Genomic DNA, 24,562 nt, shown 5'->3' with positions numbered 1-24,562 from the left:
TATTATGCTTTATTTATTAATCCATTGATAAAGAAATCATCTGTTCCTTCATTATTTATTGTTACATTATCAATACCTATTGATCCATCAGCTTCACTTATAAAAATGCCTCTTAGACCTAGTTTAAATTCTTCAATATGAAAAAGCGCTCCACTATAATGTTCATTTCCAGTAAGGTGGAGATAACCTCTATACTCTTTCCCTGTTCTAACTTTATTTGCTTGTAGTAATGCTTCATATTCTGCAATTGTAATTGTTAAGCAGTCTAATGTTCGAGGGTCTAAGGATATATTCCCTTTAGAAGTTGAATTGGAATTGAGGTAATACAAATAATCTCTTTCCTCTGACAAATTTCCTTTTATAAATAAGTGATTCACCATTTTTAATTTTAAATCTTTTGAAGGCGTTCTATAAGGAAGTGCTGCTAAAAAACCAAGACTCTTATCATTAGGGTCATACTCGTATTCATCTAAACGAACAGTATTATTATATTTTCCAGTATTAACTAGATCAAAAGGGTAATCTAAACTGTCTACTCTTGCGGCATAATTTGATCGATCTTTAAAAGCAAAAAAAGTAATATGATGTTTATCTTTAGCTATGCCTATCTTAGGTAAATAAACATCTTGACTATCATCATGATCGTTATACTTATCAATAAGAGGTGCATTCATTGAAGAATAGATGTAGGTTTTAAAATCACCATCATTTACATCTTCATCCCCTAATAATAACTTCATATCTAGAGAGAATAAACTATCTAAATTTTTAGTTCTCAAAACTTGATTATTACCCGAATTTTGAATGTTACTATATTTGAAAATAAAATAATTTGCTCCTAAACTTCCATTTTCTTGTACCCAATTAGAAAGTGTAATTTCTTCTGAATATTCAATTTTGAATTGATTATTCTCATCAAAATCATTTAATCTTAAAAATGAAGTTTTAGGTTTTGTTTCTGAAAGAAAATCATGAGTAAATGAATTAAGGTAAAATCTATTTGAATGACTGCTTACCCCTTTAAAAGGGAACTCCAAGATAATTTTTGATAGTGAATCTTTTTGAGGTAGTTCTTTTTGAGATATTCGTAATAATGGCCAATCATCATTATAATTTATAGTCTCTACTACCAATTCATCAGATCCATTTTGCTCATAACTTAATCGTAATTGAGCTCCAAAATTTTTATAATAATCATACGAGTAATTTTGATCATTCCTTATATCTATATATACAATCTCTTTATTATAAAACAGATTAACAATCTCTGAAGCAATGACTTTACCACCATCTGCATCACTAATCGTTGTATATGTAGAAACTTTTATTCCATTTGCTTGTGCACAACCATAAAATCCAGTTGGGTCTATATAAGTCAAAATTGCTTCTTTCTCGTGTGTATATCCAAACTCATCAGATATATTTGGTAAAGAAGGTGGAGTAACTACCAGTGGAGTAACTTCTATGATAGAATCGCTTGTTCTAATATTGCCTAATGTAGGCTCATATCCCATACGATCATGTATCATTTGAAATCCTGCAGGTATAGTTCCTCCAGTAAATTTTCCAATATGACACCCAGCTTTCACAATAGGCAATTGAATAGCATCTTCTTTAAATATCGTTGTCTCTAAATATGCCTCATCAGCTTGAAAATTCTCTGACCCAATAATACTATAATGATACCCTAAACTCTCATAAGTTGGTTCAATACCTGTAACTTCATTATCAATGTTAATTTGATCTTGTAAATCATGTAAGATTTTAAGTATATTATTCGCCTTCCAACTATTATCTGGCTGCTTAATAACTCCATCATTAGTAAATAGAGAGTTTTTATCTATACCTCTATAAACATAGAATTTAATAGTTGGAAAATTAAAGTTTGGATTGCTAATAGGTAGTAAAACTATATTTACTAAATTTTCGTTACCAACTCCAGAGCATTGTTGAACAAATGGAATACTATCTGTTACTGCTATTGCAGAAGCATTAGGTTTAACTGTAAATAGATTATTTACCCTATAACTCTCAAACGACAAAGGTTCATTAACCAAAGGTCCAAAAGCTTGCTCTGTCAACTGAGAAGTTGATTGAGCATCTTGTTCCGTAAAAAAGAAAAAGTCTGCCATAAAAGCGTATATTTTATATAATTATGTTTTGATCATTTAATAATTCTTCTAAATAGAGCATGCAGATTCATAAGAATTCCCCACAATTATATCTAGATCAAATCCAATAAATACACTTTGAAAATTTGCTAACTATCTGATAAAAATTAAAAACAAGAGCAAGAGTATGCGTTATAGATACACAGCCATAGAATATCTATAGCAGTATGTTTCCATGTGCATTTTACATATATGATATAATAGCTATATCATAGCATGTGAACGCCCTTAAAAAATTGTTTTAATACTATTGCTTATGATTCCTAAAAAAGAATACAAATGATCGTGGGGTGATCTCGCAATATTTTAAAATAGAAAGCAAATCATGTTCATAGCAATTCATTGATTCTTCAACCAAATTACAAAAAAATATCAATTCACCAAATAACATATGATGAACTAACTGCTTAAAAGGTAAGGTTTCACAAAGTTTTACCACCAAATCTTCCTATGTTAAAGTATTGCAAACAAAGAAAATACAGTAATTACTTACAATAACATCAACGTTTAACTAGTTTTTAAGATCTTCAATAGTCAATTTATCCTTTTTTAAAACATATTGTTAAATTACTGAAAACACTGAATCTGTAAGTTATTTTATATACACTGATACTTTATTTACTAAAGAAATGAAAATACAAACGAGTTTCTATCATATAGAATTCATACTTAAAATGCTTTCGCGAAAGCATTTACTGATAAATAATTTTAATTAAAATCAATAGATATAAGATTTATTGTAGAATACTATAGATTGTAATAAGATTCCAATTTCATAAAAATAATTTTAAACAAGATGTAGATATGTTTCTTCTAAGGTTATGGAAACTTTAGAAGAAGAAGTTTAAATATAATAGTCTTTTTATACCCGAGGCAAGTCACTATCATCTTTTAATGGTAACGTAGAATTCCCCATTAAAAAAGTATCTACGTGATGTGCCGCTTGTCTCCCTTCTGATATAGCCCATACGATAAGGGATTGTCCTCTACGCATATCTCCTGCGGTAAAAACGCCAGAAACATTGGTTTTATAATCTTTGGTGGTTGCCTGGATATTTGTTCTTCCATCCATCGTAACACCAAATTGTTCGGCTAGAGTTTTCTCAGACCCAGTAAAGCCTAATGCTAGCAATGCAAGTTCGCATTTCCATTCTTTTTCTGTGCTTGGAATTTCTTTAAGTTCTGGGCGTTCCCCTTTTTTAAAAATCCATTCTACAGCCACCGTTTTTAATGCTTTTAGGTTTCCTTTACCATCTCCTATAAATTCCTTGGTAGAGATACTAAAAAAACGTTCAACACCCTCTTGATGAGACGAAGTTGTTTTTAATTTCATAGGCCAGTACGGCCATGGTTGATGTGCAGGTCTTCCAACCGTAGGTTTACTGAGAATTTCAAAATTGGTCACCGAAGTCGCCCCATGACGATTAGACGTTCCAATACAATCAGAGCCTGTATCGCCTCCTCCTATTACGACCACGTTTTTTTCTTCGGCAGTGAGGGTTTCTTCAAAATCAGAAATACCATCAACCCGTTGATTGTTTTGCTTTAAAAAATCCATTGCTTGATGTACGCCTTTTAAATCTGCTCCGGGTATCGGCAACTTACGTTTTACCGTTGCTCCTCCACACAATACAACCGCATCATACGCTTCTTGTAGTTCGCCCGCTTTGATTGTTGTTCCTACTTCGACATTAGTTTTAAAGATGATTCCTTCGTCTTCTAGAATTTTAATGCGCCTGTCTATAATATGTTTTTCTAATTTGAAATCTGGAATTCCGTAGCGCAATAAGCCGCCTACTTTTGCATCGCGTTCAAACACAGTGACTAGATGTCCTGCGCGATTCAATTGTTGTGCAGCAGCAAGTCCTGCAGGTCCTGATCCTATAACAGCGACTGTTTTCCCAGTTCTATGTTGCGGAGGGTTTGGGGTTATCCACGCTTTCGCGAAAGCGGTCTCAACAATATTCTTTTCGATATTTTCAATAGTGACAGGATCTTCGTTAATGCCTAACACACAAGCCTCTTCACAGGGTGCTGGACATAGACGGCCAGTAAACTCAGGAAAGTTATTGGTCTTATGCAAAATCTGTGCAGCTTCTTCCCACTTTCCTTTATATACTTTATCATTAAAATCTGGAATAAAATTCCCCAAAGGACATCCGCTATGACAAAACGGAATCCCACAATCCATACAACGCGCTCCTTGATCTTGAAGTTTTGAAGGCTCTAATGGAATGGTAAACTCTTTATAGTTTTTAATACGTTCTTTAGGAGATTCACATTTCTCTACTTGACGTTCATACTCTAAAAATCCTGTGATCTTTCCCATATCTTATGCAATTTGTAATTGTTCTTGTTCTAGTCTTAGTAAAGCTTTTCTATATTCTTCTGGAAGTACTTTCTTGAATGTAGGCAGATAGTTTTCCCAATGCTTAAGAATACGTTTTGCTAGTGGACTATCGGTCGCTTCGTAATGTTTTTTTAATAAATCTCGTAGCTGTAATTCATCATCTTCAGCAGTTACTGATTCAATATTCAAATCTGTAGCATTACAATGTTGTGTAAACGTATCTTTTTCATCAAAAATATACGCAATACCACCACTCATACCAGCACCAAAGTTTCTTCCTACTTCCCCAAGAATGACAGCAATACCACCCGTCATATATTCACATCCATGGTCACCTATGCCTTCAACGACAGCCTTTGCTCCTGAATTACGAACACAGAAACGTTCACCTGCTTTTCCGTTGATATAGGCCTCACCTGATGTAGCGCCATACAAGGTTACATTTCCTGTAATGATATTATCCTCAGGAACGATGGTACAGGCTTCAGGTACTTTAATCACTAATGTTGCTCCTGAAAGTCCTTTTCCTAAATAATCGTTGGTATTGCCATGCACCGTCATTTTTAAGCCTTTGGTAGCAAAGGCTCCAAAACTTTGTCCTGCAGATCCTTCAAAATCGATATCAATCGTGTCTTCTGGGAGTCCTTGTGCTCCATAAATCTTAGAAATCTCATTACTCACAATTGCACCTACTGCACGGTTTATATTTGTGATAGGTAGTTTTAAATGTGTTTTTTGTCTTCTAAATAATGCTTGATGTGCTTGTTTGATAATTTGAAAATCTAAATGCGTTTCTAGATCATGTTCTTGTTTCTTTGTATTATAAAAAGCTACGTCATCAGATACGGATACTTTATGCAAAATAGGCGTCAGGTCTATACCAGATGCTTTATAGTGATCAATTGCTTTATTACGATTTAATTTCTGAACTTGGCCTACCATTTCATTAATGGTTCTAAAACCTAGTTTTGCCATAATCTCACGTAATTCTTGAGCTACGAAATACATATAGTTTACCACATGTTCTGGTCTTCCTTTAAATTTCTTACGTAATTCTGGATTCTGAGTAGCAATTCCTACTGGACACGTATTCAAATGACATGCACGCATCATAATACAGCCAGAAGCGACTAAAGGTGCGGTTGCAAAACCAAACTCTTCTGCTCCTAATAAACAAGCGATAGCGACATCCCTTCCTGTTTTTAGTTGACCATCACATTCTAATACAATACGATCACGGAGATTATTCATGACCAATGTCTGTTGTGCTTCAGCGATTCCTAATTCCCAAGGTAATCCAGCATGACGTAATGAGGTTAGCGGAGAAGCTCCTGTACCTCCATCAAATCCTGATATTAATACGACATCTGCTTTTGCTTTTACAACACCTGCGGCAATAGTTCCCACACCTACTTCTGAAACTAGTTTTACATTTATGCGAGCTTCTCTATTGGCCGCTTTTACGTCATAGATCAACTGTGACAAATCTTCTATTGAATAAATATCATGATGTGGCGGCGGTGATATGAGTCCCACATACGGTGTCGAGTTTCTCGTTTTTGCAATCTCATGATTTACTTTTGGCCCTGGTAAGTGTCCACCTTCTCCAGGTTTTGCTCCTTGTGCAATTTTGATTTGAATTTCACTTGCATTTGTTAGGTAATTTGAAGTAACTCCAAATCGTCCTGAAGCCACTTGTTTAATTGCTGAATTTTTCCAATCCCCTTGCGCACTTTTATAAAAACGCTCTTGATTTTCTCCGCCTTCTCCTGAGTTACTCTTCCCTCCTATTCGATTCATCGCTACCGCAAGGTTTTCATGCGCTTCTTTACTGATAGAACCATACGACATAGCTCCCGTTTTAAAACGTTTTACAATAGCGGTCCACGGTTCTACTTCATCTAAAGGAATAGGATCAAATTGATCAAATTCTAATAAGCCACGTATGGTCATCAGACTTTTAGATTGATCATTAACTAACTGTGAATATTCTTTGAATGTCGAGGCTTTATTTGTTCGTACAGATTCCTGAAGTTTTGCAACCGTCAACGGATTAAACATATGCTTTTCTTGTCCGCGACGCCATCTATAATCTCCTCCAATTTCTATATCTGCAAGCGTATCATTCAGTTGAAACGCTTTTTTATGTTGTTTTACAATTTCTTGTTCTATTTCTCGTAAACCAATACCTTCTATACGTGTAGGCGTGTTAGGAAAATATTTTGCTACTGTCTTTGCATTAATCCCAATACATTCAAATAATTGAGACCCACGATACGAGTTCAACGTAGAGATCCCAATTTTGTTCATCACCTTTAAAATCCCTTTTCCTATGGCTTTGTTATAGTTTTTAATAGCCGTTAGGTATTCAATGTCAGTAACATCATTAGCTGTAATTTGTTCCTGAACGATTTCATTAACGATATACGGATTGACAGCACTTGCGCCAAAGCCAAACAGCAATGCAAAATGATGTACTTCTCTAGGTTCGGCAGATTCAATAATCAAACTAATCTGCGAACGTTTTTTCAATTTATGCAATGCATGATTCACAAATGAACATGCTAACAATGCTGGGATGGGTGCATGCGCATCATCTACATAACGATCGGAAAGAATAATGATATTTGCGCCGTCTTCAATAGCTTTGGATGCCTTTGTTACTAAATTCTCTAAAGCGACTTCAAGTTCATTAAGCCCTCTATTTACTTCATATAGCATAGAAATAGAAGCTACCTTAAAATTAGGATTGCTGTCGTAGTTTCTAATTTTGTCTAAATCGTGTTTCGATATAACAGGATTTTGGATTTTAAGTTTTTTGCAATGCGCTGCATTTATATCAAAAAGATTAACATCACTACCTAAGGTGAGACTTATATCTGTAATCAGCTCTTCTCTAATACCATCTAATGGCGGATTAGTCACTTGTGCAAATAATTGCTTAAAGTAATTATAGACTAACTGTGGTTTTTCAGATAATACTGCAATAGGCGTATCACTTCCCATAGACCCGATAGGCTCTTTTCCTAATTGAGCCATAGGGCGAATGATCGTATTTATATCTTCTTCTGTATAACCAAAAATAATCTTGCGTTTCTTTAATTCAATTTCATCATAGGTAATAGGTCCTTTTTTGGCAGAAATATCTTTTAGATGTATTAAGTTCTCATCTAGCCATTTTCTATAAGGATATTTTGATGCAATCTCTTCTTTGATTTCTTCATCATTTATAATTCTCCCTTCATTCATGTTTACTAGGAACATTTTACCAGGTTCTAAACGCCCATGAAATGCTACATTTTCAGGTTTTATGTCTACAACCCCAGTTTCTGAAGACATAATTACATTATCATTTTTAGTCACGGTATATCGAGAAGGGCGTAATCCATTTCTATCTAATACAGCTCCTATATAGGTGCCATCTGTAAATGGAATCGAGGCTGGACCATCCCAAGGCTCCATAAGACAAGAGTTATATTCATAAAATGCTTTTTTTGCATCAGACATGCGGTCATTTTTTTCCCATGCTTCTGGAACGAGCATCATCATAGCTTCTGGCAATGAACGCCCAGACATGAGTAGTAATTCTACAACCATATCTAAGGTAGCAGAATCTGATTTCCCTCTTAAAATAGTAGGGATAATTCGTTTGATGTCTTCTCCAAAAACATCACTTTTCATAATCTCTTCTCTGGAGAACATTCTAGAAACATTACCTCTTAGCGTATTAATCTCTCCATTATGACAGATATACCTAAATGGCTGCGCTAAATCCCAAGTAGGAAACGTATTTGTAGAAAAACGTTGATGTACTAAAGCTAATCGTGTATCTAACGCAGCATTATAGAGGTCTAAATAATACCCATTAATGTCTTCAGGTTTTAAAAGACCTTTAAATATGATAATCTTAGTAGAAAGACTTGGGATATAGAAAAATTTAGATTCAGAAAGTTTAGAATTATAAATAGTATGCTCAGCAATTTTACGAGCAGCAAATAGTTTTAAACTAAATGCGCTTTCTGATTGATCATTAGAAGATTTTCCAATAAACAATTGTTTTACATATGGCTCAGTTGTTTTAGCGATTTCTCCTAATACATCGCTATTTACTGGTACATCTCTCCATCCTATAAGTTGTAACCCTTGATCTTTAATGGCAGTCTCTAATACTTCAATACAATATTTACGTTGATTTTCTTTTCTAGGAAGGAACACATTACTAACTGCATAGTTTCCAACTTCTGGTAAATCAAAATCGCAAAATATTTTAAAGAACTTATGAGGAATGTCTATCAATATACCAGCGCCATCTCCTGTTTTGCCATCGGCACTTACAGCGCCTCTATGTTCTAATTTCACTAAAATTTCTAGTGCTTTATGAATAATATCATTAGAACGTTTTCCAGTAAGACTACAAATAAAACCAGCACCACAATTATCATGTTCGAATTCTGGCAAATAAAGACCTTGTTTCTTTAGCATATTTTCAACGTTTTTTAAAGATTTTACACTTTAAATGAAACTCGAATATAGATGCTAATTTTCAGTAACAAAAAAAGGCAAAACACTTTTAAAGAATTAAAAAATTACAGTACCTATAAATGAACATTATGCATTTTAAAGCTCCTATTTTGCTAAATACGCAATTAAAAAAAATGCAGTAAAAACAGCCCTTTACAACTAAAACGTTTTCGAAAAAAACTTTTTATTAAAAATATATCACACAAAATGATTTTTCTTTAAAAACTACACAATCACATTGTGCCATTTTCTTAAAAAAACTAATTTTATTTACATACCCCCTAAAAAAATAGGGTATAAAAATAAATATTCATAAAAATACATTCATTACCCCTATTTTTTATAATGTTAAATTTCTTTTTACATAGATTTGACCCATCAATCAATCAAAACGAATACTATGAAATTAAATTTACTATTAGGAATGATCTTATGTACAACATGTGTATTTGCTCAAGAGGCAGAAGACAAAAAAAAGTTTTCAATCTCTGGTAGTGTTGATACGTATTTTAGAACAAATCTCACCGGACCGAATACTGCTTTTGAAGAAGATGGCGAAACCTTCTTTTTAAATCCCGGAACTTCATTTGCTGATAGAAGCGGATTCAGTATCGGAATGGCAAATGCTATTATTTCATATGAAGGCGAAAAAATAGGATTTGTTGCAGATCTTGCCTTTGGACCAAGAGGTGAAGATGCCGTTTTTCTATCTGTGGGTTCTAGTAATATTGTAAATCAATTATACGCCTACTATAATGTAAGTGAAAAAGTACAAATAACATTAGGAAATTTTAATACGTTCTTAGGATACGAAGTAATTTCTCCTGTTGGTAATTTTAATTATAGTACTTCCTATATGTTTTCCAACGGACCATTCTCTCACACAGGTCTTAAAGTTGGAATTGCTGCTTCCGAAGACTTTTCAATTCTACTTGCAGTGATGAATAGTACTGATTTTACAGAGGCCAATTTTGATGGTAGCTATACTTTAGGAACACAATTAGGGTATAAAGACCAATTACTCAATTTTCTATATGGGAATCAAACAGGAAACTCAGACCCTACTTTCCAAGTAGACTATACAGGAGGTACCGATATAAACGATTCCTTTTTTCTAGGTATAAATGCTACTTATAATGATACTGATGGAAGTGGTTTTTATGGCGCCGCACTCTACCCACAATATACATTTTCAGAAAAATTAGCCTTAGGATTACGTGCTGAATATTTTGGATTTCACGAAGAAGATATTGATGATGACACTGTTTTTGCAGCCACCCTTACTGCAAATTATACGGTAGGAGATCTAACCATTATTCCTGAACTCAGATTGGATACTTGGTCTGAGGATGTATACATAGACAATGACTTAAACCCATCTAGCAATTTGGCATCGTTCCTAGTTGCCGCTGTTTACAAATTTAATTAACCATATATAAACACAATGAAAAAAGTTGAAGCTATCATTAGAAAATCTAAGTTTTCTGTTGTTAAAAAAGCATTGCACGAAGTAGGGGTAAATTTTTTCTCCTACTGGGATGTTACTGGACTAGGCAATGAGAAAGAAGGTCATGTGTACAGAGGTGTTTCCTATAGCACCAGTGATATACAAAGACGCTATTTATCTATTGTTGTCAATGACGATTTTGAAGAAGTGACTATCAAAGCCATTCTTGAAGCTGGCTCTACAGGAGAAGTAGGTGATGGAAAAATATTTGTCTCTCAAATTGATGAAGTCTACAGAATTAGAACTGGTGAAAAAGGCGGTAATACTTTAAAATAAAAAACATGGAAATACTTACTACAAATAATGTATGGATGATGATCTGTACTGCTCTTGTATTCTTTATGCATTTAGGGTTTGCATTTTTAGAAATTGGATTAACAAGACAAAAAAATACCATCAATATTTTATTCAAAAATATATTTATCATCACGGTAGGTCTCCTACTTTATTGTTTGGTGGGGTTCAATCTTATGTATCCTGGAGATTTTAATGGGTATATAGGATTTGCAGGATTTGGACTGGACGCACCACTTACAGATGCAGGTACATTAGATTTAGCATATAATAAAGGCTACACCTATTGGACAGATTTTCTATTTCAAGGAATGTTTGCCGCAACGGCAGCGACTATTGTATCTGGAGCTGTTGCTGAACGTATGAAAATTCTACCTTTTATGATATTCACCGTAATATATGTAGGATTCATATACCCAATTGCAGGTTCTTGGAAATGGGGAGAAGGTTTTTTAGATTCACTAGGCTTTTATGATTTTGCAGGTTCTACATTGGTTCATTCTGTAGGTGGTTGGGCAGCATTAGTTGCTGTTTGGTTATTAGGTGCCAGAATCGGAAAATATAAAGATGGTAAGCCGCAAGCAATACCAGGACACAATATCCCATTAGCAACTGCAGGAGTTTTAATCCTATGGTTAGGTTGGTTTGGTTTTAATGGAGGCTCTGTTTTATCGGCAGATGCGAGTTCAACTTCATTAACACTTGTAACCACGTGTCTTGCGGCAGCGGCTGGTGGCGTTGTTGCAGCGATAACATCTACCGTTATGTATAAAAATTTAGATCTCACCATGTTCTTAAATGGGATCCTTGGTGGATTGGTGGGGATTACGGCAGGCGCAGATGTAATGTCACCTACAAGTGCCATTATTATTGGCGCAATCGCTGGCTTATTAATCGTCTTTGCAGTAAGCTTTATAGACAAAATTAAATTAGATGATCCTGTAGGAGCCATTGCTGTACACTTGGTATGTGGTATTTGGGGAACTCTAGCTGTAGGTATATTTGGATTTAGTGCTTCTACCAATGATGCTGGTGAATTCTTAAATGCAAATGGTGATGTGGTAGCAACAGCCTCTGAAGCTGCTAATACATTAGCTTTCTTACCGCAACTTTATGGAGTACTAGCCTATGCAGTTATATGTATACTATCATCCTTCTTAATCATTTTTACACTCAAAAAGACCATGGGTATTAGAGTTACAGAACGTGAAGAATTAGAGGGATTAGATGCACATGAACACGGAATGGATGCCTATCCAGATTTCAGACTAAACGAACATTAATCTTCTTGAACATACCTACTAAAAAAAGAAACCTCAAAGCATCCCAAGCTTTGAGGTTTTGTTTTATTTATGCTTTCGCTTCGGCTACACTCAGTATAAATTTCTGCGTCACTACATTCCTTGAAAGCGTAAAATAATACTTTAAAAACCTCCTCTCTAAGGAAAACTCAATTTCACAATTATTTAACCTGTATTATGCATAATACAGGTTTACAATATAACGAAACGTCATTCCGAATTTATTTCGGAATCTCATCGTATTAATCAACAACTATGATGTGAAACCGAAACAAATTCAGTTTGACGAAAAATATAGATGTATACGCTTTCGCGAAAGCGTGTAAAGCATACATAAAAGTAGGATAGATTAGGCCGAATTACGACTCGCATTGATATTACCAAATAAGGAACGAGTGACTATCTTTTCAAAAATGGCAATTTGCGCTTCATCTCGTACAGGCGCTTTCTCCAGCTCTTGAATTTTCTTAAGTGCATACTGTTGGATCGTCAATAATGGCAACACAATAGATTCTCGCACAGCGATAGAAGCTCTTCCAGCTGGTTCTTCTTCCATAAGCTCTTCATAGCCCGTAAGTTTTAATATAAGACGTTTTGAGGTTTCATATTCTTTATAAATAACATTCCAAAATTCCCCATACTCAGGATCTTCAGACATATACTTCGTTAAGTCAAAGAAAGACTTAGACAAAGACATCATACTATTTTCAATAAGGGTTTTAAAGAAACTAGACGTTTTAAATAATTGCTGCACTTTTTCAAACGCACCTATATCTTCATAATGTTTTAAAGCGGTTCCTACCCCGAAAAAGCCCGGGACATTCTGTTTTAACTGACTCCAAGATCCTACAAAAGGAATGGCTCGTAAATCTCCAAATACTAAACCTTCTGATTTTCCACGCTTGGAAGGACGACTTCCAATATTTGTTTTTGCATAATACTTAAGCGTACTCATATGCTCTAAGTAGGAAATGAATTTTGGATGTGCTTTAAACGCGCTATATGCCTCATAACTTAGCTTAGCAAGCTCATTCATAACGTCTCGATTCTCAGGAAGCATACTAAGGTTTACTTCGCTTAAGCTATTATAAATACCCGAACTAATTAATTGCTCTAGGTTATACTGTGAAGATTCTAAGGTTCCAAAATTAGAACTAATAGTTTGTCCTTGAATCGTAAGTTGTACCTCTTTGTCTTCTATGGTTGGTCCTAAAGAAGCATAAAAATTATGTGTCTTCCCTCCTCCTCTGGCTGGCGGCCCACCTCGTCCATCAAAAAAGATAACCGTCACATCATATTTTCTAGAAATGGCAGTTAAATTTTCTTTGGCTTTATAGATCGCCCAATTCGCCATGAGATATCCACCATCTTTTGTACCATCACTAAAACCAAGCATGATCGTTTGTCTATTCCCTCTTGATCTTAAATGTGCTGCATATTCAGGATTCGTATACAACTCTTCCATGACAGCAGGCGCATTCTCTAAATCGGTGATTGTTTCGAATAACGGACCTATATCTACCGTAAGTTTATCTTGAAATGCTACTAACTTAAGCATCGCAAACAACTGCATGACATTCAGTGTCGTCTGGTTATTACTAATGATATATCGATTGGCCGCTTGTTCGCCGTTTGTTTCTTGAATGGTTTTAATGGCTTTCATGGTATGAAGTGCCTTCAAGGTTTCTTCATCCTTTATCCAAGATACGTCTACTTTTCCTTTTACTTTAGACAGTATTTCAATTTGTGCTGTTTCTGACAATTCATGATAATTTGTAGGAAATAGACCACTATCATTCTCTATAGTTGCATTGACCATATCAGTAAAAAACTGATGATGCTTCCTGCTATCTTGACGGATGTCCAACGTAGAAAAGTGAAAACCAAATAAGTGTACTCTATTTAAAAGACTATTGACTTCAGAGACATATAGTGATTGATGTTCTGCGATAAGTATTTCCTTAATCTCTTTTAGCTCAGATCTAAAATGAGTTAGTGTGATTCTAGATTCTTGATGTATAATCGTATCATATAACGCTCTTTCTAATGCGGTAATACGATCTTCCACCCCTTTAAAGGATAGCTTTCGTTTTAAACGCCTTACATCTCTATAGTAGTTTTTAATAATGGTTTCTCGTAATCGTTGTGCCACTTTTAAAGTAATCTCTGGCGTTACAAATGGGTTTCCATCTCGATCTCCGCCTGGCCAGAAACCAACATTAATAATATCATTGTCAATATGTTTTCCATCAAAGATATTTTGTTGGATATAATCGTAAATCGTTCCGAAGGATTTGTAAAACACATTTTCTAAATACCATATCAAACTTACCGCTTCATCATAAGGGGTTGGTTTTTTATGTTTGAAGAATGGTGTTTTTCCTAACTGCGCCAATAGATCATTGATACGCAGCAAGTCATTTTCTTTAATCGCTTCGGTCAAATCTGTAATAATACCCAATACGGATCCTGGGTAAAACTGGGTTGGGTGTGCGGTTAATACGATACGCACTTTAAATTCTTCTAAATACTTCTGAAGGGTTTCTAACTTATCGTCTGCGACAACCGCTTCTTTCAAACTACGCAAGGTCCCGATACCATCCATATTATTTACTTTCGCGAAAGCGGCATCTTCTATCGCATCAAACAACACGACTTGACGTTCTATGTATTGAATAAAGCGAAATAATAAATTAATCTGACTCTCTGGAGAACGTCTGGCTTGGTATTTTTCAAAAAACGTTTCGACAATCGTTGTAGGGTTATCACCTTTTTCAAATCCTTTTTGACAAGTCTCATGAAACAAAGGTAATAAAGCCCCTGTTTTTGTAACAGCATCAAAAGGAAGCGTCATGAATATACTATTGTAAATCTGATATTTAGATAGTACATTTTGAGTAAATCGTGTAATCTTAGGTTGAATTGACATAGCAAAGGTGTTTTTAAACCAACTTTAAAATTACTAAAGGATACGCAATTTAAATAGTGAATCTCTTCTTTTTACGAATAATACTTTTATTCGGTTTCTGATTGCTAAAACTTCAAAAAAAAGCGTTTAAAATACGTATTCTGTATTGTGATTTACTCTACAAGTAATGCTTGCTTTAAAATAGTGACTGGATGCAATGCTATACGTTGCGTACCATCTTTTATCTGATGTCGACAACTAGTCCCATTGGCAGCGATAATTACATCCTCACTTGCTTTGCGAATTGCAGGAAATAAGGTTTGTTCTCCCATTTGCATACTGATATCATAATGTTCTTTCTCATACCCAAAACTTCCAGCCATTCCGCAACATCCAGAAGGAATAATTGTTGGTGTGTAGTTATTAGGGAGATTCAATATTGCAAACGTATGTTCCACAGATGAGAGGGCTTTTTGATGACAATGGGCGTGGATTTTTATTTTTTTCGCTTCCGCGGAAAATTGCTCAGAGGTTATATTTCCTAATTTGATTTCTTGATGTAAAAACTCTTCAATCGTATAAGAATATTTAGCGAGATGTTTTGCGCCTTCTATATCATCTACAAGTCGAAGATATTCATCTCTAAATGTGAGTATTGCTGAAGGTTCTATTCCTACACAGACTACATTTTCTGAAACTTTATCTTTTAATCTTGCTACCGCTCTAGTAGCAATACCTTTCGCTTGATCTAAAAACCCTTTAGAGATATGTGCTCGTCCGCTTTCTAATTTACTAGTTGTATGAACTTTATACCCTAAAGCTAATAACAAACTTAAAGCATCTCGTCCTATAGATCCATCTAAATATTCCGTAAACTCATCTATAAAAAGTAAGACTTCTCTTTCTTGTTCTTTGATTTTTTTAGCATAGTTTACAATGAGAGAAGGTTTAAAAATTGAAAACGCAAATAAATCTAATTTTGGTAATGACCGTTGTGGTGCAATTTTAAAAACTGACTTTATTAGCTTAGAAAAAACAGGTAATAAACCATTATATAACCAATGAACATCTGCAGCAAGACGATTTACTTTTGTTGTATTTGTAAAAAGTTTAGTTCGTAAACTAATTGTATGTGATTTTTGATACTGGTATTCAAACTCTGCTTTTAGGGTGGCGACATCTACATTACTAGGACATTCACTCGCACAAGCTTTACAGCTCACACAGAGATCAAATACTTCTTTGAGTTCTTCGTGATCAAAAGGGTTTGTTTTTTCTGATGTTGTTAAAAACTCTCGTAAAACATTGGCTCTAGCTCTTGTGGTATCTTTTTCATTCCGAGTAGCTCTATAACTTGGGCACATCGTACCTCCAGCACTAGGGAGTTTACGGCAATCACCACTTCCATTACACTTTTCAGCAGATCGTAAGATGCCTTCTTGATCAGAGAAATTAAATAGTGTTTTAATTTCAGGCTCTGTACGATCTACTTCATATCGCAAGGATGCATCCATGGGTAATGGATCAACAATTTTACCTTTATTAAATATAGACTGCGGATCAAACGTGTATTTTATTTTCTTTAGAAGTTCATAGTTCTGCGCTCCTATCATGTATTCAATAAACTCAGAACGTACAATCCCATCTCCATGTTCACCACTCATAGAGCCTTTATAGGACTTCACCAATTTAGCGACATCGGTAGTGATCTTTCTAAACAAGGTTACATCTTCAGCTTCTTTTAAGTTTAAAATAGGACGTAAATGCAATTCTCCAGCACCAGCATGTGCATAATACACCGCTTCTTGTTTGTATGCATCCATAATTGCAGTAAACTCGTCTATATAAGATGCTAAATCTTCTAAGGCTACTGCAGTATCTTCTATACAAGCCACGGCTTTACGATCGCCTATAATATTCCCTAACAATCCTAATCCTGCTTTACGGAGTTCCATTGCTTGATCAATCTGCTTTCCTTCTAATATAGGATAGGCATATGATAATCCAGAGGTAGAAATAGCTTCAACTAATTTATTTGCTTGGGCACGTGCTTTTTCTATGGTCGTATCCCGAACTTCTAGGGTGAGAATCGCAGCAGGGTCTCCTTCTATAAAGAATCGATTTTTTGCTTGTGTCCTATTATTTTTCGTACAGTCCAGAATGACTTTATCCATCATCTCACAGGTATACAAATCATGTTGCATGGTTAATGAAACTGCTTTTAAACATTCTGAAAGGGTTTTAAAATGAGCAGCGACTAGCACGCCATGTTCAGGAGGAAGTACATCTAACTGAAGTGTAATTTCTGTGGTAAATGCAAGCGTTCCTTCGCTACCCGCTAATAAAGAGCATAGATTTAACGCATCTCCTTCCGCTGTAAAAGGCTGCTGATGTATAAGTTCATCTATTGCATACCCTGTATTACGCCTATGGATTTCAGGTTTTGGAAATTCAGATCGTATTTGGTCTTGTATTTCTGGTGAGGACAACGCCTCTTGAAGTGTTTTATAGATACTCCCTTCTAGGGTAGATAGTTGGCATTTTTCGCGAAAGCGTATATCTGATAAAGATTCAAATACCACTTCACTTCCATCACTTAATACGGTTTTTAATTGAACTACTTTATCACGTGTAACGCCATATTTAATAGAGGTAGTTCCTGAAGAGTTATTCCCAACCATACCGCCTATCATACATCGGTTTGCCGTAGAGGTATTAGGACCAAAGAATAATCCGTGTGGTTTTAAATAGGCATTTAACTCATCTCGTATCACACCAGGTTGCACTGTTACTTGACGTTTTTCTCTATCTAAATCAATAATCTTAGTGAAATGTTTAGAAACATCTACTATAATACCGTCGCCTACACATTGTCCTGCGAGTGAGGTACCAGCGGTACGAGGAATGAGGGTGATATTATTTTTTGAAGCAAAAAGAACCAAATGCCGTATATCACTCGTATCTTCTGGGTACGCTACTGCTTGAGGTACTTTTCGATATACAGAGGCATCTGTCGCATACATGCGCTTATGAAGTGCATCGGTATGAAGTTCTCCTGAAAGTTGGCGTGATAATTGTTCAAAGGACATAAGCATATAATCAAAAATACATCAAAATTTTATGGTGTATCTTACGTTATAGCAACATAACTTACTAATATCAATTTAAAACTCAACTTTATGAAGAAGACGCTTTTTAGTTTCTTATTATTTTTAGGATTTGTAGCTGTTGTACAAGCTCAAGAAATCTCACAAAACGCTATAGGAATTCGTGTAGGAGATAACGACGGATTTGGAACAGAGGTTAATTATCAACGTGCATTAGGCGATAATAATCGCCTTGAATTAGGGCTTGGATGGCGAAGTGCCAATAGCTTTAATGCGATACGCCTTACAGGTTTATACCAATGGGTGTGGCGACTAGACGGAAATTTTAACTGGTATGCTGGTGTAGGAGCCGCTGGAGGTTTTTTTGATTTTGACAATGATTTTGTAGATGATGATACAAGTGAGTCTTTCCTAAATGCAGCAGGAACGATTGGTATAGAATATAATTTTGATATTCCATTATTACTATCTCTTGATTTTAGACCTGAAATAGGCATCTTAAATGATATAGATGATAGTTTAGAGTTTGATATTGCGCTTAGTATTCGATATCAGTTTTAATAAAATATATTTCACATAAAAAAACCGAGACACTAGTCTCGGTTTTTTTATTGTTTATATTCTCATCAGAGAATTAAACTTTATCTACTAATACTTTCTCATATAATTCTTCATACAAGGGTACGATATTTTGTATATCAAACTTTCTTGCCTCTCGTTTAGCATTCTTTTTAAATGTATTTAAGGTATCATCATCTTGTAGAATACGGATTGAGTTTTGTGCCATATCTGCTATATTCCCTACGTTAGAAAGATATCCAGTAACTCCATCTATATTTACTTCTGGAATACCTCCTGCTTTACTAGAGACCACAGGAACTTCATTAACCATGGCTTCTAATGCAGCCAATCCAAAACTCTCTGCTTCAGAAGGCAATAAGAAAAGATCTGAAAAGCATAAGATTTTATCAATTTCATTACTATTTCCTAAAAAACGCACTTTATCTTCTATACCTAATTCTTTTACACGCTTCTCTGCGCCTTCTCTTTCTGGACCTTCACCAACCATAAGTAATTTTGCAGGTAATTCTAATTGCACTCTATAAAAGACTTCTATAACATCTTGGATACGTTTTACTTTCCTAAAGTTACTAATATGTGTAATGATGCGTTCATCTTCATTGGCCATCAATTCTCGTTGACAATCTGTAAAGCCATTATTAGAGCCATCTACATCAATAAAGTTAGGAACTACATCTATATGTCTCGTAATATCAAAAAGACGTAAGGTGTCTTGTTTCAAACTTTCAGAAACCGAAGTTACCACATCACTTTTATTAATACTGAAACTTACGGCAGGACGATAAAATGGATGACTCCCTACAAGCGTAATATCTGTACCATGCAGTGTAGTTACCATAGGAATATGAATTCCTTCTTCCTTCAGCATTTCTTTTGCCATATACCCTGCATATGCATGGGGTATTGCATAATGTACATGCAAGATATCAATGCCCTGTTTCTTAATAATACGCACCAATTTACTTGAAAGTGCTAACTCATATGGTTGATAATGAAATAATGGGTAATCAGGCACATTTACTTCATGAAAATGAATCTTCTCATTTAGTAATGCCAACCTTACTGGTTGTTTATAGGTAATAAAGTGAACTTCGTGTCCTCTTTTTGAGAGCGCTATCCCTAATTCTGTAGCGACAACACCACTACCACCAAATGTAGGATAACAAACTATAGCAATTTTCATGAATCTTTGAAACTAATGTTATCTCAAAAGTACTATAATTCTTAGTTTTGTTCTGTTAATCAATCTTAAAAAATAACGATGAAGAAAAAATACTTACTAATTATCTCATTCTTGACAGTAATATCTATAAATGCTCAAGATTTTATTGAACATACTATTGAAGAAGTATCTGGATCTTTTACTAGTATTAGATTACACGATCTTGATAATGATGGAAACATAGATATTATTGGTGCTATAAATGGAGCTTCTCAGCTAATGGCATGGTTTGATTCTGGAAATGGAAATTTTGAAAATTCTATAATTATAGAAAATGAAGGAGGAACTCCTGCAAGGGATATTGAATTTCTAGATATTAATAATGATGGTAATATGGATATTATTGCAGTTACAAACTTAACTTTTAACGGACTCACTTTTGAAAGATTAGCATATTATATCAATAATGGTGATCGTACTTTTGAAGATGCAGTAGAAATAGAACCCAATTTTGGTTCTTCGGTTAGTAATTTTCTTACTGTATTTGATGTAAACAATGATAATTTAGAAGATATCGTTATTAGAAGAATTTTCAACCCAACTAGCATTGTATATTACCCAAATACAGGAAATGGTTCTTTTGGAGAACCAATTGGAATTATAAATAGTAATTTAAGAGAAGTATTTTCTCAAGATTTTAATGATGATGGATTTACAGATATTATTTTAGGAGGTGGGATTCCTCAATTATATATAAATAATGGAGATGCTACATTTTCTCTTAGTACAGAACTAGATGATTTTCCTTCTGCTCAATTTGCTACACTAGCTGGTTCTGGACAACTCGATACTAATCAAACCGAAGACATTATATTTACAAATACTAATTTTATAGATACAGCTGGTGTTCTTTGGTATTCGAATGATGGAAATGCAAATTTTACAATTCAAGAAAATATAACCAATCCTGATTTTGAAGGAGCAACATATACGATTACTAGAGTTGCCGATTTTAATAATGATGGTAATAATGACTTAGTTTCTGGAGTATTATTTAATACTAATAATCCTACTACTGGAATTCCAATATGGATGAATGATGATGACTTTAATTTCACCCCTTCAAGTGTTATAAGCACCAGTGATAATATCAATAATAGTTTAGAAGTATTTGATTTTAATAATGACAACAAAATGGACTTTATTGTAGGAACTTTTGAAGGGCAACTGACTTGGTTTGAAAACAACCTTACATTATCTGTATATGATGAAAGCATTACTAATTTAAAGATTTCTCCTAATCCATCTCAAGGCATATACCATATTGTAAATAATCAAAATGCTTCATTATTTACTATTAATATATACAATACATTAGGTCAAAAAATAATGTCAATAAAAAACAGTGATACTATTGATTTATCCGCACAACCTAGTGGTCTTTATTTTGCAAAGATTGAAGATCAAATAAGTACTAAAAAAACTAGTAGAAAATTGATAAAGTTATAATGTTAATGTTGACTAGTATGCTTTTGCTCCTGCAAGCCGGTAGGAAGGAATGCGTACTAGTCAATAATAGATTCATAAATCGCTTCTTGAATTCTGGTACGTAATCCCGACGTAACTAATTTACGATTTTCCATGGTAGGAAATGTACGATTTGACAAAAATACATAGACAAGATCTTGTTCTGGATCTGCCCATGTGTAGGTACCTGTAAATCCACTATGTCCAAAACTCGTCATTGATACACAACCACACGTAGGACCACTTCCTGAGAGTTGAGGTTTATCAAAACCTACTCCCCTACGTACATTTTTATCACAATACGTACACGTGTTAAACTCTTCTATAGTTTCTTTAGAAATGTATCGTTTCCCGCCATAATATCCATTTTGAAGATACATCTGCATAAGTTTTGCAACATCATTGGCATTACTAAAAAGTCCTGCATGACCTCCAATATTACTTTGCATTGCTGCGCCCATATCATGCACATATCCTTGTACTTTCTGATTACGCCAATAGGTATCATTTTCTGAAGGTACAATCGATTTTTTAGAAAAACGATCTAATGGTTTATATCCTGTTCGATTTGCGCCTAAAGAGGTATAAAAACGTTCTGAGGTAAGTTTATTTAAATCTTTCCCATAATAATCTTCTAAAAACTTCTTCATCAAATAATAGGGTAAATCACTATACTTATACGAGAGTCGATCTCTTAAATCACTCTCTCCAATACGTTTTATAATAGAATCTGTATAATCACTACGTAAGTATAATTCATCTGCCACTTTAATATTAAACTCTTTTGAATACGCTTTTCTATAATACTCCTGAGACGGTTTTTTAGTGACGGTATCTATAGTTGCCAGATAAAAAGGAATCCAAGCCTTGAAACGCGCATAATGCGATAATGCTTTACGTAAGGTAATATTTGATTTATTGGTCCCTTTTAATTCTGGAATAAGCGCTCCTAGTGTGTCGTCTAATGATATAGAACCTTGACTTCGTAATTCCATAAGTAAGGGTAAAGAAGCTAAAATCTTCGTCATAGAAGCGACATCATACACATCATCAGGACGTACTCTTCTCTTTTTATTATAGGTATGATATCCAAAGCTTTTATTATAAATCACTTTGCCTTTACGTGCTATTAAAACTTGTGCGCCTGGCATCATGGCTTGTGTGATACCAGATCGTACTAAGGCATCTATTTTCTTATTTAAACTATCTGAACTCACCCCTACTTCTTCTGGAATTCCATAGGAAAGTCTACGCAAGGTACCTGATTCAAAACCCGAACCTATAGGAGTTTCTTTTAAAGAAACTGGGAGTTTTCCTTTACTAGGTATTGCTCCAAAAATAAGTTGTGCGCTTTTTTGTTGTCCGATTTTACTATTCTGATAACTATGAATTACACCTTCTATATTTGTGGTAGATAATAAATCTAACATTGCATAGGGGCGGACAAAAAGGTCTAATACAACATCATTTGTGCGAGCGATTTCATACAACCATGTTTTTTCCTTATCGGTAAAATTATATGATTTCCAAGGGTTTGCGTTTGATCTATGAAAACCTACAATCACATAATTATACTTCTCGAGTTTTGTGATCATTTCGTCAAGTGTCTTTGCTTTCACATGAGACACATTGGTATATTTACGCATCTCTTTTAAGAAATGAGTACCCGAATCATCTCCTAATGAAACATACGCTATTTTCTTATTATCAAGATTTTTTACCGGTAGAATTGATTTTTCATTTTTTGTAAGTGTAATCGCATTTTCAATAGCCTCGCTATATACAATATCATCTAGATTCGTATTTAAATCCTTAATAAGATTTTCTGTTTCTATTGGTATGTAATTAGATAGCCCTACTTTATATTTTGCATATAAAATCTTTTTTACAGAATGAGCAAGACGCTCTTCAGTGATTTCTTCACTTTCTAAAGCTGCTTTAATTTTTGCAGCTGCCGAGGGTACATCATTGCTTATTAAAAGAATATCATTTCCTGCTTTAAATGCTGCTAGATCAATATCTCCCGGTTCTTTAAAATTAGAAGCTCCTTTCATATTAAGAGCATCTGTAAAAATCAAACCATGAAATTGTAAACTATCTTTTAATACACTCGTTACTACCGTTGGAGAAATAGAAGTTGGATATCCGTCTTCTGGAACCAAATTAGGAACATTCAAATGGGCTACCATAACACTTGCTACACCAGCTTGTATAATGGGTTTATACGGATACATCTCAATATTTTTGAGACGTTCCATCGTAAAGTCTAGGGTTGGTAGCGTTTTGTGACTATCTTGATCTGTATCGCCATGGCCTGGAAAGTGTTTTGCACTTCCTAAAACACCAGCTCCTTGCATTCCTTCTAAAAAGGCAATTGCTTTTTCAGTCACATTTACTTTATCTTCTCCAAAAGATCGATTCCCAATAATAGGATTTGCGGGATTTACATTGATATCGACTACAGGTCCGAAATTAATATGTACCCCTAATCGTTTACAATGTTCTCCTACGCGCTCTCCTACATCTTTTACTATGCGATTATCTTGTATAGCTCCTAAGGTCATATTCCAAGGAAAAGCATAAGTGCTGTCTAATCGCATAGATAAGCCCCACTCTGCATCCATTCCTATTAATAATGGTGTCTTAGCTAATTCTTGAAACTCGTTATTGAGTTTTGCTTGTCGCATAGGGCCTCCTTTAGAAAAAATAATACCTCCAATGTGTTGCTCTTTTATAAGTGCACGTATTTTATCTACTTTAGCTTTAGGGTCGCTTGAAAAAACATCGACCATAAATAGTTGTCCAATGCGTTGCTCAACGGTCATTGAAGTATAGACACTATCTACCCATGTACGTTGGGATTCTATATCATTGGAGTAAAGAGGATACGATTGTTGTGAAAACACAACCATCGGTATGTACAAAAAACTAAGTAAAAGAAGGTATTTCCTAAACTGCATATATCAATAACTATTAATAACGAATACTTGTTATAACTCGCCTCTATAAAAACAAATATAATGCCATTAAGAAGTAAGCTGGGTACAACGAATTTACTAAGATTGTGTCCGCTTTCGCGAAAGCGTATAAAAAGTTAACAAAATATTATTAACCATAGTCTATAGCGTTAGA

12 protein-coding genes are annotated in these 24,562 nt (G+C 34.6%); 5 read left to right on the top strand and 7 right to left on the bottom strand.

Annotated features, from left to right (window positions below; genetic code table 11):
• Nucleotides 1–2 precede the first annotated feature (2 nt).
• The 3 genes from Q1A60_RS05725 to gltB form a co-directional block, all read right to left on the bottom strand.
• Nucleotides 3–2,132 carry a hypothetical protein gene (locus tag Q1A60_RS05725; protein ID WP_299765234.1) on the bottom strand — a complete coding sequence of 710 codons (2,130 nt, stop codon included), beginning with the start codon at nucleotides 2,130–2,132 and terminating at the stop codon, nucleotides 3–5.
• 901 nt (nucleotides 2,133–3,033) lie between these two features.
• Nucleotides 3,034–4,500: a glutamate synthase subunit beta gene (locus Q1A60_RS05720; RefSeq protein ID WP_299765236.1), complete on the bottom strand. Its 1,467-nt coding sequence runs from the start codon at nucleotides 4,498–4,500 to the stop codon at nucleotides 3,034–3,036.
• A 3-nt stretch (nucleotides 4,501–4,503) separates the two neighbouring features.
• Entirely contained in the window at nucleotides 4,504–9,003 is a 4,500-nt protein-coding gene (gene gltB, locus Q1A60_RS05715; protein ID WP_299765238.1) for a glutamate synthase large subunit, read from the bottom strand.
• A 439-nt stretch (nucleotides 9,004–9,442) separates the two neighbouring features.
• Here gltB and Q1A60_RS05710 point away from each other — a divergent pair, with 439 nt between their 5' ends.
• Genes Q1A60_RS05710 through amt form a run of 3 tightly spaced genes read left to right on the top strand, consistent with a single transcriptional unit; the run spans nucleotide 9,443 to nucleotide 12,126 of the window.
• Nucleotides 9,443–10,471 carry a porin gene (locus Q1A60_RS05710; RefSeq protein ID WP_299765240.1) on the top strand — a complete coding sequence of 343 codons (1,029 nt, stop codon included), beginning with the start codon at nucleotides 9,443–9,445 and terminating at the stop codon, nucleotides 10,469–10,471.
• A gap of 15 nt (nucleotides 10,472–10,486) precedes the next feature.
• Nucleotides 10,487–10,825 carry a P-II family nitrogen regulator gene (locus tag Q1A60_RS05705; protein WP_089371119.1) on the top strand — a complete coding sequence of 113 codons (339 nt, stop codon included), beginning with the start codon at nucleotides 10,487–10,489 and terminating at the stop codon, nucleotides 10,823–10,825.
• Nucleotides 10,826–10,830: 5 nt separating this feature from the next.
• A complete protein-coding gene (amt, locus tag Q1A60_RS05700; protein ID WP_299765242.1) occupies nucleotides 10,831–12,126 on the top strand; it encodes an ammonium transporter in 1,296 nt (431 codons plus the stop codon).
• Between the two features lie 367 nt (nucleotides 12,127–12,493).
• Here amt and Q1A60_RS05695 read toward each other — a convergent pair whose 3' ends face one another.
• Nucleotides 12,494–15,073 (bottom strand): phosphoenolpyruvate carboxylase, encoded by a 2,580-nt coding sequence (locus tag Q1A60_RS05695; RefSeq protein WP_299765244.1) that lies wholly within the window; start codon nucleotides 15,071–15,073, stop codon nucleotides 12,494–12,496.
• A gap of 152 nt (nucleotides 15,074–15,225) precedes the next feature.
• On the bottom strand, nucleotides 15,226–18,147 hold the full coding sequence (locus tag Q1A60_RS05690; protein WP_299765246.1) for an FAD-binding and (Fe-S)-binding domain-containing protein: 2,922 nt from the start codon (nucleotides 18,145–18,147) through the stop codon (nucleotides 15,226–15,228).
• Nucleotides 18,148–18,231: 84 nt separating this feature from the next.
• Between Q1A60_RS05690 and Q1A60_RS05685 the strand changes: the two genes are divergently transcribed.
• Nucleotides 18,232–18,720 carry a hypothetical protein gene (locus Q1A60_RS05685; RefSeq protein WP_299765248.1) on the top strand — a complete coding sequence of 163 codons (489 nt, stop codon included), beginning with the start codon at nucleotides 18,232–18,234 and terminating at the stop codon, nucleotides 18,718–18,720.
• Between the two features lie 73 nt (nucleotides 18,721–18,793).
• Here the strand turns inward: Q1A60_RS05685 and bshA are convergent, their stop codons facing one another.
• Nucleotides 18,794–19,924, bottom strand: coding sequence for an N-acetyl-alpha-D-glucosaminyl L-malate synthase BshA (bshA, locus tag Q1A60_RS05680; protein WP_299765250.1), 1,131 nt, complete (start codon nucleotides 19,922–19,924; stop codon nucleotides 18,794–18,796).
• 78 nt (nucleotides 19,925–20,002) lie between these two features.
• On the opposite strand from bshA, the gene Q1A60_RS05675 reads away from it, so the two are divergent.
• Entirely contained in the window at nucleotides 20,003–21,412 is a 1,410-nt protein-coding gene (locus tag Q1A60_RS05675; RefSeq protein WP_299765252.1) for a T9SS type A sorting domain-containing protein, read from the top strand.
• A 56-nt stretch (nucleotides 21,413–21,468) separates the two neighbouring features.
• Here Q1A60_RS05675 and Q1A60_RS05670 read toward each other — a convergent pair whose 3' ends face one another.
• Complete coding sequence (locus Q1A60_RS05670) at nucleotides 21,469–24,342, bottom strand: glycoside hydrolase family 3 N-terminal domain-containing protein (protein ID WP_299765254.1); 2,874 nt, start codon at nucleotides 24,340–24,342, stop codon at nucleotides 21,469–21,471.
• Between the last annotated feature and the right edge of the window lie 220 nt (nucleotides 24,343–24,562).

The sequence above is a fragment of the uncultured Dokdonia sp. genome (assembly GCF_947492535.1).
Lineage (GTDB): Bacteria > Bacteroidota > Bacteroidia > Flavobacteriales > Flavobacteriaceae > Dokdonia.
The sequence above is the reverse complement of the archived record's forward strand: the minus strand, read 5'-3'. Positions and strand labels throughout refer to the sequence as shown.